Genomic DNA, 6000 nt, shown 5'->3' with positions numbered 1-6000 from the left:
GACTTGCATGTGTTAAGCCTGCCGCCAGCGTTCGTTCTGAGCCAGGATCAAACTCTCAAGTTGAGAATTCAATCATGACTAATCACTTTGTTCTGAATCGACGAGAACATTTTTATATGTACACCAATCGCATCTCTGCGATCGTTTCCATCGTTCTCACTTCAAAACGTGACCGTCATTTTGTCTTCTAAACAGACCGTTCCCAAACCCTAAAGCTCAAGAACCGTCCGCGAAAACCCGCCGACCACGTTTCTCTTTCTTCTCATATTCAATTGTCAAATAACAGACGATCCAAAACCCGAAAGCCTAAACCGTCACAAAAAAACACCAAAACGCATCAGTTCTTCGAGACCTAACCGGAGCCCGGTCCCAATCAGCAAATGCCAATCTTTAGTGGTTTTCTTTAGAACGAGAAACTTCGTCGCTAGCAGCGCCGCCGCCCTCGTCAGTGAGCGGGTTATAGTCCCACACCCCCGAAAACGTCAACAGGCTCAATTCGAAATTTTACAGAAAAATGACAAGCAAATGAATTCATTGCGAAATTTCGATATTTTTCTGAATTCGGCTGATTTCACCGACCAGTCCTCTTATATAGGCCGGCCAAATTAGCGGGATGGTGACGCCCCGCCTCAAAACCGCCCCGACAAATTCACAATCCCATGGAAAGAGCGTTACAGGGCATTCGAAATCGTCTTGGGACTTCTCGCCATATGACAGCAGTTCGCGGCGGATTTGACTCATTTCGAGGAAAAGGGCACATGTTTGGCCCAAGGTCCTGCAGGCAGCATCAAGCTGCCTATGGCAATAACGCGTATATAGGGACTGGCTAAGTCGGCATGAACACGGCCCGCAACACGATCCGATCGCTTGGCAACGAACCGCCCATTCTTGCTGATGGTCGCCGCGCGCCGGACAAGCGGGAGATTTCGCTCCGCTGGCTCTCCGGCACGTTCCTGACAGGCATAACCTCTTCTGTATTGATGGGTGTCGCACTTTTTGCAGCACTTGATGGACGCCAGCAGCTCGCCATCCCGGCAGAGGCATCTGCCTCGGTTCCCAGCGACCACGACAATGATTCAGTCCAGCGCGGCAAACGCCTGCTCGGCGGCAAGATCGTCGCGATGCCGACGGATCGCAAGATCATGGAAGTGTCGACGGTGGTCCACGAGGGCAATCGCGAGCTCGTGCGCCGCCGCCCCTTCGCCCATGTGAAGATGAATCTTGCCGCAGACCATGTCGCTCCGGAAGCATATCCGAAATTCGATCCTCTTGCGATCTTCGCCTCGAGCGAAGCACCGCCTCAGCCGGGCAATAGAACCGGCCTGATTTACGGGTCAAACGTCGAATCCGAAGTCAGTCTTCAGACGCTTGCTTTCCCGACATCGGGCAGCACCTACGCTTACGCCGCGCCGATGACGCTTGAGGAAGTAGAGGAAAACGTGCGCTCGAACGGCTCGGTTCTGACCGCCGGCGACGCACAGCTTTCCGCACTCTATTATGTCGATCCGCAACGCTTCTCCACATCCGAAGATGTCGATCTGACATCAGGCCTCAGCGCCCGTGTTGTCGAAGAAAATATGTCGGTGACCGCGCCCGAGCCGATAACACCGCATACACGAGAATATGCAGACGATATCATTCCCGTGCGTCGGCCCATGTCGATCGCAGAAGCGATGACCCAGGTCGGCTATCCGGAAGGCAAGGCGAAGGAACTCTCCGGATATCTTCAGGCGCGCTTGGGCAGTGACAAGGTTTTCCCTGGCGATGTGATCCGCATTGGCGTGATCCAGGAAGGCCAGATGGTCATGGTGGTCAGGGCCAGCCTCTATCAGCGCGGCCAGCACCGCGTCACCATCGGCCTCGATGACCATAGCCGCTTTGTCGATGCCGAAGAGCCGGCAATGCTGGATGCGGTTGCATCCGCCTTCAGCGACCAGCCGCCCCAGATCATGGCGGGCCGCGATCTGCCAAGCGTCTATGACGGCATTTATCGCGCGGCTCTTTCCTATGGCATGAGCACCGACATGACTGCTCTGCTTGTCAAATTGCTTGCCAGCAATATCGACCTTCAAGCGCAGCTGCGCTCAACCGACAAGATCGAGGCGTTTTTCTCGGTTGCAGACAAAAAGGGACAGGCCTCCAAGGACTCCGAGCTCCTCTATGTCAACGCCCATTTCGGCGATACCGACACGCGCTTCTACCGGTTCCAGAATGCGGACGACGACAATTCGGTCGACTATTTCGACCAGGACGGTCGCAGCATCCGGCAGTTTCTGTTGCGCAGCCCTGTTCCGAACGCCCGCATGACATCCGGTTTCGGCATGCGCAGCCACCCGATCCTCGGTCGCGCGCTAATGCATACCGGCACAGACTGGGCAGCGCCCCGCGGAACACCGATCATCGCCACCGGCAACGGTATCGTCGAAAAGGCAGGCTGGGATAGTGGCGGTTACGGCAACCAGACGCTGATCCGCCACGCAAACGGTTACGTCTCCTCCTATAACCACCAGAGCGCGATTGCCCGCGGTGTGCGCGAAGGCGCCAAGGTCACCCAGGGCCAGGTCATCGGTTATGTCGGCTCCACCGGCCAGTCCACCGGAGCCCACCTTCATTACGAACTGATCGTCAACGGCACCAAGGTGGATGCGATGAAGGTGCGTCTTCCCGGCGGCAAATCGCTTGAAGGCACGGCGCTGGCCCGTTTCGAGGATGAGCGCAAACGCATCGATACTTTGCTGAATACGCAGACACCGAGCGAAGTCGCGAGCAAATAGGTCGCTTGAGTTGATAGCTCTGACGAAAAATGGCGGCCGAGGCCGCCATTTTTATGTCCTTGATTAAGCCGCCTTACGCCGCTTCGCTCATGCTGCCCTTGATACGGAACAGCAGCCGGTCGGAACCGGAGGTTACCTTGACGGTTGAGCCGTCCGGGATATGACCGCCGAGGATCTGTTCGGCGAGCGGATCCTGCACGAATTTCTGGATCACCCGCTTTAACGGACGCGCGCCATAGACCGGATCATAGCCCTTGTCAGCCAGCCATTCGCGGGCGTCGCCATCGAGTTCCAGCTCGATCTTGCGATCGGCCAGAAGCTTCAGGAGGCGCTGCAACTGGATATCGACGATCGCACCCATCTCGTTCCGCTTCAGGCGGTGGAAGAGAATGATCTCGTCGACGCGGTTCAGGAATTCCGGCCGGAACGACGCACGCACGACGCTCATCACCTGCTCGCGCACGCTTTCCGAATCCTCGTCTTCCCGCAGCGCGGTAAGATATTCGGCGCCGAGGTTCGAAGTCATGATGATCATCGTATTCTTGAAGTCGACCGTGCGCCCCTGCCCGTCCGTCAGGCGCCCGTCATCGAGCACCTGCAGAAGAACGTTGAACACATCCGGATGCGCCTTCTCGATCTCGTCGAACAGCACGATCTGGTAAGGTTTGCGCCGCACCGCTTCGGTCAGTGCACCACCCTCTTCGTAACCGACATAACCCGGAGGCGCACCGATCAGCCGCGCGACCGAATGCTTCTCCATGTATTCCGACATGTCGAGGCGCACCATCGCGGTCTCGTCGTCGAACATGAAGCGTGCGAGCGACTTGGTCAGTTCCGTCTTGCCGACACCGGTAGGGCCTAAGAAGATGAACGAGCCGATCGGTCGGTTCGGGTCCTGCAGACCTGCCCGCGAACGGCGAACGGCACGCGATACGGCCTGAACCGCATCGCCCTGACCGACAACCGATTTCGCCAGCTCGTCTTCCATTCGCAAAAGCTTGTCACGCTCGCCTTCCAGCATCTTGTCGACCGGGATGCCGGTCCAGCGGGAAACCACATGCGCGATCGCATCCGGATTGACGACTTCCTGCACCATTGCATTGGTGGTCGTATCCTGGGCTTCGGCCTCGATCAGCCGCTTTTCGAGATCCGGAATGACGCCATAGGTCAGCTCGCCGGCGCGCTGGAACTCGCCCTTTCGCTGGGCGGTCGCCAATTCGTTGCGGGCCTCGTCAAGCTGCCGCTTCAGATCGGCGGCAAGGCCGAGCTTCTGCTTTTCCGCCTGCCAGCGGGCCGTCAGCGCATCCGCCTCTTCTTCCAGAGACGTCACTTCGGTTTCCAGACGCTGCAACCGGTCGGCGGAAGCCGTATCGGTTTCCTTCTTCAACGCTTCGCGCTCGATCTTCAGCTGCATGATGCGGCGGTCGAGTTCGTCCAGCTCCTCGGGCTTCGAATCCACCTGCATGCGAAGGCGCGAAGCGGCCTCGTCCATCAGGTCGATCGCCTTGTCCGGCAGGAACCGGTCGGTAATGTAGCGGTTGGAGAGCGTAGCGGCGGCGACAAGCGCCGAGTCAGAGATCCGCACCTTGTGATGCTGCTCGTACTTCTCCTTCAGACCGCGCAGGATCGAGATCGTGTCCTCGACCGTCGGCTCTTCCACCATGACGGGCTGGAAACGACGGGCAAGTGCTGGATCCTTTTCCACATGCTTGCGATATTCGTCGAGCGTCGTCGCGCCGACGCAGTGAAGCTCGCCGCGCGCAAGCGCCGGCTTCAACAGGTTCGACGCATCCATGGCGCCATCCGACTTGCCCGCGCCGACCAGCGTATGCATCTCATCGATGAACAGGATGATATTGCCGTTTTCGGCCTGCACTTCGTTGAGCACGCTCTTCAGCCGCTCTTCGAACTCGCCGCGATATTTCGCACCGGCAATCAGCGCGCCCATGTCGAGCGCCATCAACTGCTTGTCCTTCAGGCTTTCCGGCACGTCGCCATTGACGATACGAAGCGCCAGACCTTCGGCGATCGCCGTCTTGCCGACGCCCGGTTCACCGATCAGCACGGGGTTGTTCTTGGTGCGGCGTGACAGAACCTGGATCGTGCGGCGGATTTCGTCGTCACGACCGATCACTGGGTCCAATTTGCCGTCGCGCGCATCTGCGGTCAGATCGCGTGCATATTTCTTCAAGGCGTCGAAACCTTGTTCGGCATTGGCGCTATCGGCGGTCCGGCCCTTGCGCAGATCGTTGATCACCTGATTGAGGCCCTGAGCCGTCAGTCCCGCCTTCTTCAGGCTGGCCGAGGTCGAAGCAGAGCTTTCGATCAGAAGCGCAAGCAACAACCGTTCGACCGTGACAAAGCTGTCACCAGCCTTCTTGGCGGCATCTTCGGCAGTGGAAAACACTTTGGCCAGCGGCTGCGAAAGATAGATCTCGCCATTGCCGCCCGAAACCTTGGGCAGCTTGCCGAGAGCAGCGTCGTTGGCTATCCGCGCTTCCTTGGCGTTGCCGCCTGCGCGTTCGATCAGCGACGAAGCCATGCCCTGGTCGTCGTCGAGCAGCACTTTCAAGACATGTTCGGGCGCGAACTGCTGATGTCCGTCGGATAGAGCCTGGGTCTGGGCCGATTGCAGAAAACCGCGCACCCGCTCGGAATATTTCTCGATATTCATTTCATACCTCCAGAAATCGCCCTGCCCTCCATAAAGGCACAGGCCGATGATTGAGATTGAGCTCCCTTCATGAGGCAAGCCCTGCCGCAGGATGCGCTCTCGCAGCCGTTGGCTTCCGCCAAGATATGGGAGCATTTTTTCCGGTTTTAAAGGAGCATGTTGAAGCTTTTAGCGCTTGTCTAAACAGACGGGATCGCCGCTGGCACTACCCGTCTCTGATCACCCCACCGTGATCTAACGATCAGAAACTCGTGATTGGCCATTTTGTCGCAGGAGGCGCACACCCACATCGTTGTCGAGGCTTTTGGGGGCAGGCTTCGTTGTATCACCAAAGGTAGATCTAATGTCGGAAGACAAAAGCACCCAGCTTATCGGAATATTCAAGACCTTGATCATGGACCACGGCATGCCGCAGGCGATCACGGAGATCACGGACCCAGATTTTCAGGCACTCGCCGCAGCTCATGTCGATGAATTCGATGAGGCACGCGACGAATGCGAAAGCATCCGCACTCTGTTTTGACTTTCACCCGGGCCGGCAGCCAAGTCGGC

3 protein-coding genes and 1 rRNA gene are annotated in these 6000 nt (G+C 57.8%); 2 read left to right on the top strand and 2 right to left on the bottom strand.

Going from position 1 to position 6000, the window contains the following annotated elements:
* Positions 1–63, bottom strand: a 16S ribosomal RNA gene (locus tag ACI3K0_RS19015); the annotation flags it as partial.
* 773 nt (positions 64–836) lie between these two features.
* On the opposite strand from ACI3K0_RS19015, the gene ACI3K0_RS19010 reads away from it, so the two are divergent.
* Positions 837–2774 (top strand): M23 family metallopeptidase, encoded by a 1938-nt coding sequence (locus tag ACI3K0_RS19010; protein ID WP_404945967.1) that lies wholly within the window; start codon positions 837–839, stop codon positions 2772–2774.
* Between the two features lie 73 nt (positions 2775–2847).
* Here the strand turns inward: ACI3K0_RS19010 and clpB are convergent, their stop codons facing one another.
* Positions 2848–5448 carry an ATP-dependent chaperone ClpB gene (clpB, locus tag ACI3K0_RS19005; RefSeq protein WP_183828143.1) on the bottom strand — a complete coding sequence of 867 codons (2601 nt, stop codon included), beginning with the start codon at positions 5446–5448 and terminating at the stop codon, positions 2848–2850.
* 343 nt (positions 5449–5791) lie between these two features.
* On the opposite strand from clpB, the gene ACI3K0_RS19000 reads away from it, so the two are divergent.
* The gene (locus ACI3K0_RS19000; RefSeq protein ID WP_148148270.1) at positions 5792–5971 is read left to right on the top strand and encodes a hypothetical protein; all 180 of its coding nucleotides are present in this window, start codon (positions 5792–5794) and stop codon (positions 5969–5971) included.
* Positions 5972–6000 lie beyond the last annotated feature (29 nt).

It is taken from the genome of Rhizobium sp. ZW T2_16, assembly GCF_044987325.1.
In the GTDB taxonomy this organism is placed as follows: Bacteria; Pseudomonadota; Alphaproteobacteria; order Rhizobiales; family Rhizobiaceae; genus Neorhizobium; species Neorhizobium cellulosilyticum.
Note: the sequence above shows the minus strand (reverse complement) of the source record. Positions and strands in the feature narration are given on the sequence as shown.

What these genes read in the sequence shown, in the direction of transcription:
- ACI3K0_RS19010 (WP_404945967.1), top strand. Translation starts at nt 837, where the DNA reads ATGAACACGGCCCGCAACACGATCCGATCGCTTGGCAACGAACCGCCC.
- clpB (WP_183828143.1), bottom strand. Translation starts at nt 5,448, where the DNA reads ATGAATATCGAGAAATATTCCGAGCGGGTGCGCGGTTTTCTGCAATCG.
- ACI3K0_RS19000 (WP_148148270.1), top strand. Translation starts at nt 5,792, where the DNA reads ATGTCGGAAGACAAAAGCACCCAGCTTATCGGAATATTCAAGACCTTG.